This is a genomic window from Bradyrhizobium sp. P5_C11_2, assembly GCF_054049755.1.
Window position 1 is genome coordinate 1 of the sequence record NZ_JBFULT010000738.1, and the last position, 3,040, is coordinate 3,040.

The window sequence follows — 3,040 nt, forward strand, 5'->3', positions numbered from 1 at the left end:
CTGCATGACGAGGGCATCAAGGAGGTGCTGGTGACCGTGGTCGGTGATCTCAGGATGGTCGAGCGCGAGGCGTTCTGGGGCGTGATGGACAACAAGCGCTGGGTCTATCCTTACGACGCCAAGGGCGAGCGCCGGCCGTTCCGCGACCTGCCGAAATCGGTCGTCGACCTCAAGGACGATCCCTTCCGCAGCCTCGCCGGCGAACTCCGCCGCCTGGGCGGCTTCGCCAAGGACACCACGCCGTTCTCCGAATTCCTGTGGGCCGACTATCTGCGCCGAAAACTGACGCGCAAGGCGGTCGACGCCAATTTCGACAAGGCGCTGGAGAAGGCGATGTCCGCGGCCAAGAGCAAGGATGCGATCTATCTGCCCGGCTGGTGCGGGCCGGCGGAGGATGATTAGGCGCGGGAATCTCAGGTAACAGCGATGTGGCCTCATCAGGGCGTTCTCATCTTCACGATGATGGCGGCCATTCCACCGCTCATTGCCATTCTTCGCAGAGATGCCCGGGCGCTGCTCGTCAGCTTGCTGGCCGGCGTCCTGGTGTGGTGGCTGGCCAGCTATTCATACCTCGTGCCGGTCGCGATCCTGCTGCTGATGGTTTCGTTCGGATTGGTTTGCGGCGGATTGAGCTCGCGTCTGCCAGCACTCCCGGGAGAGGCGGCTCTATGGATGCGCACCGTCATTCTCTATTCGCTGTTCTTCGCGATCACCGGATACGCACTGAAGCTGTCGCTCACCTACAATTGGGCTCCGCCCAGGATTCTCGCAGAGCCGCTGGCTTCGCCGTTAAGTGACCGCGATGGACCGATGACGGCGGCCTTGAATGCGCGGTTTCCCGACGGGACGGATGAGGCGGTGTTGAAAGCAGCTCTGCTCAACGACGGTTTCACGGATGTCGCTCAGCCGCGCCCATTGTGCAGGTTGCCGGAAACGCGGTCAGGATCGATCAGCTACTACGGTCCGTGCCCCGCAGGCACGCGGGAGATGACATACGAGTACACGCAATTCAACCTAGTCTGCGGGTCCACGCGCATCTCCGTCAAATGGTCGGTCGACCCCGGTGGAAAAGTCGCGAGATTGCAGGGGACCGGATACACCCCGTGCTTCTAGTGAGCGGACGGCCAATTGCGGGCGCTCACATCAGTCGCGCTGGAATATCTTGGCGCCGGGATAAGCGCGCCGCGCGTAAGTGACGACCAGCGCACGGTCCTGGGTTGCCAGGAAGGGCGTTCGGATCTGGCACGAGCCGATGATCAGGTGCCATAGACCATTGAGCTTCTGAATGACGACTTTCATTTGAGTGTTCCTCGACGACTTCGCACTCCAGCACATGCTGCCTGTCGCAGCCGTGTTGCGATTCACGATCGTGATCCCTGGCGCGAAATTCCCGGCCAGGCTCGCGCCCGCGGCAGGACAACGGCGACTATTATTAGTTGGTTACGGCATGCGGCCCCGCGAGCCGGATCTCAYCACAGCCGCTTGAGCGAAGTCATTTTCCTCGCCGATGAAACCGTCCTGAAACAGAGCCACCCCATCTGTGTGGGATAGTCGAGCTCACACAGGAGGCCGAAATGCGCCGTCTGGTTTTCGTAATTGCCTTGCTCGCGGTCGCCACAGCAGGAATCTCGGCATCGTTTGCCGCAGTTCGCCACGCCAAGACGCTGACATTCTCCGAGCGCTTTGCTCCGGCGCTCGAGTTGATGGCGAAGCGCTAGCGGTATAGCGCTGCGCAGTTGCTGGTACGCAACGGCGGGACGATCACTTCTGGCCCTGCAGGTCGGGTGAGGACAGCAGGCGCTCCATCTCTGCGGCTTCCTCGGCGTCGCGCGCCTTCTGCAGCAGTGTGCGGCGCTCGGTACCGGCCGGGAGCTTCCTGGCGGCGGCGCGGGCCTCCTGGGTAAACTTGTTCAGGCGCTCCTGAAGCGACAGCGCCGGTCGTGTACGATTGCGTTTCTTGGTCATGGCCTGGCCTTTCCGGCGTGAAGCCAACCATGCGGATGCAAGCCGCGTCCTTAACTTTTGTTGGAACCGGACGGACGCATCGCGGGTTTCATTGCGGTGGCGTCCCGGCGCCATGGTCCCAATCCATGTCAACGGAGCGACCTCGCGTGCCCGGCGATACGATCCGCGCTGCGCTTGTCAGGCGTTTGCGCATCTCTTCCGGTATTTCGGAGGAGGATGTCAGAGACATCGAAGCCCTTCCGATCGCGGTGCGACAGTACCCGGCGGAGACGCCGGTTGTGCGTGATGGCGAGCGGGCGACCGAATGCTGCCTCATCGTCGAGGGATTTTGCGCGCGCTCCAAGACGATTGCGAGCGGCAAGCGCCAGATCCTTTCCTTGCACATTCCCGGCGAGATCCCCGACCTGATGAGCCTGTTCCTGCACGTGATGGACCACGACCTCTCGACGCTGACGCCGTGCACGCTGGGCTTCATCGCTCACGACACGCTGCGACGATTGCACCGTCGCAATCCGGGCGTTGCCGAGATGTTTTGGCGGGACACGCTGATCGACGCCGCGATGTTTCGCGAATGGATCGTCAATGCCGGCCAGCGTCCGGCGCCCGCACGGCTCGCCCACGTCATCGTCGAGTTGCGCGAGCGTCTCAGGATCATCGGCCGGGTGGACGGCGCCAGTTTCGACATGCCGCTGACGCAGGAGCAGATCGGCGAAGCGCTGGGGATTACCGCRGTCCACGCCAATCGCGTGATCAAGCAATTGCGTGAGGAGGGCATCGTCGAGCTGCACCGCGGCCGCGTCACGGTGCTCGACGAATCCCGATTTCTGGAGCTCGCCGATTTCGACGACCGTTATCTGCACCAGTCGCCGACGCTTTGAGTCGCTTGACGCCCGATTCGCTTCGGCGCCGGGCGGCGCGGACAGGCGGGCGTGGCTCGCTTCACATCCTGCGACCTGGCGGCACGCAGCCACTTGATATGCCGCAAATCCAATCCGGTGCAGGCCGCTAAGGTCGCCGTGCATGATCGGCGAACCAGCATTGCGCCCGATGTCGATGGGCCAATGGGGCTCCGGTC

Annotated in this window: 6 protein-coding genes; 4 read left to right on the forward strand and 2 right to left on the reverse strand. The window is 62.9% G+C overall.

The features are described from left to right. Together ACXJL8_RS37765 and ACXJL8_RS37770 are read left to right on the forward strand one after the other, a co-directional pair. A partial coding sequence (locus ACXJL8_RS37765) for a ParB-like protein (RefSeq protein WP_456686685.1) occupies positions 1 to 402 on the forward strand: 402 nt, incomplete at its 5' end. A 24-nt stretch (positions 403 to 426) separates the two neighbouring features. Then, entirely contained in the window at positions 427 to 1,113 is a 687-nt protein-coding gene (locus ACXJL8_RS37770; protein ID WP_456623016.1) for a hypothetical protein, read from the forward strand. A gap of 30 nt (positions 1,114 to 1,143) precedes the next feature. Here the strand turns inward: ACXJL8_RS37770 and ACXJL8_RS37775 are convergent, their stop codons facing one another. Beyond that, positions 1,144 to 1,299 (reverse strand): hypothetical protein, encoded by a 156-nt coding sequence (locus tag ACXJL8_RS37775; RefSeq protein WP_456623015.1) that lies wholly within the window; start codon positions 1,297 to 1,299, stop codon positions 1,144 to 1,146. A gap of 275 nt (positions 1,300 to 1,574) precedes the next feature. Between ACXJL8_RS37775 and ACXJL8_RS37780 the strand changes: the two genes are divergently transcribed. Further along, on the forward strand, positions 1,575 to 1,718 hold the full coding sequence (locus ACXJL8_RS37780) for a hypothetical protein (RefSeq protein ID WP_196236573.1): 144 nt from the start codon (positions 1,575 to 1,577) through the stop codon (positions 1,716 to 1,718). A gap of 43 nt (positions 1,719 to 1,761) precedes the next feature. Here the strand turns inward: ACXJL8_RS37780 and ACXJL8_RS37785 are convergent, their stop codons facing one another. Then, positions 1,762 to 1,965 (reverse strand): hypothetical protein, encoded by a 204-nt coding sequence (locus ACXJL8_RS37785; protein ID WP_456623014.1) that lies wholly within the window; start codon positions 1,963 to 1,965, stop codon positions 1,762 to 1,764. Here ACXJL8_RS37785 and ACXJL8_RS37790 point away from each other — a divergent pair. Next, complete coding sequence (locus ACXJL8_RS37790; RefSeq protein ID WP_456686686.1) at positions 1,941 to 2,843, forward strand: Crp/Fnr family transcriptional regulator; 903 nt, start codon at positions 1,941 to 1,943, stop codon at positions 2,841 to 2,843. The genes ACXJL8_RS37785 and ACXJL8_RS37790 overlap by 25 nt on opposite strands. The last annotated feature ends 197 nt before the right edge of the window (positions 2,844 to 3,040 follow it).

Bases quoted from the DNA above. Each gene is read 5' to 3' on its own strand.
- ACXJL8_RS37780 (WP_196236573.1), top strand. From the start codon at position 1,575: ATGCGCCGTCTGGTTTTCGTAATTGCCTTGCTCGCGGTCGCCACAGCA.
- ACXJL8_RS37770 (WP_456623016.1), top strand. From the start codon at position 427: ATGTGGCCTCATCAGGGCGTTCTCATCTTCACGATGATGGCGGCCATT.
- ACXJL8_RS37775 (WP_456623015.1), bottom strand. From the start codon at position 1,299: ATGAAAGTCGTCATTCAGAAGCTCAATGGTCTATGGCACCTGATCATC.
- ACXJL8_RS37785 (WP_456623014.1), bottom strand. From the start codon at position 1,965: ATGACCAAGAAACGCAATCGTACACGACCGGCGCTGTCGCTTCAGGAG.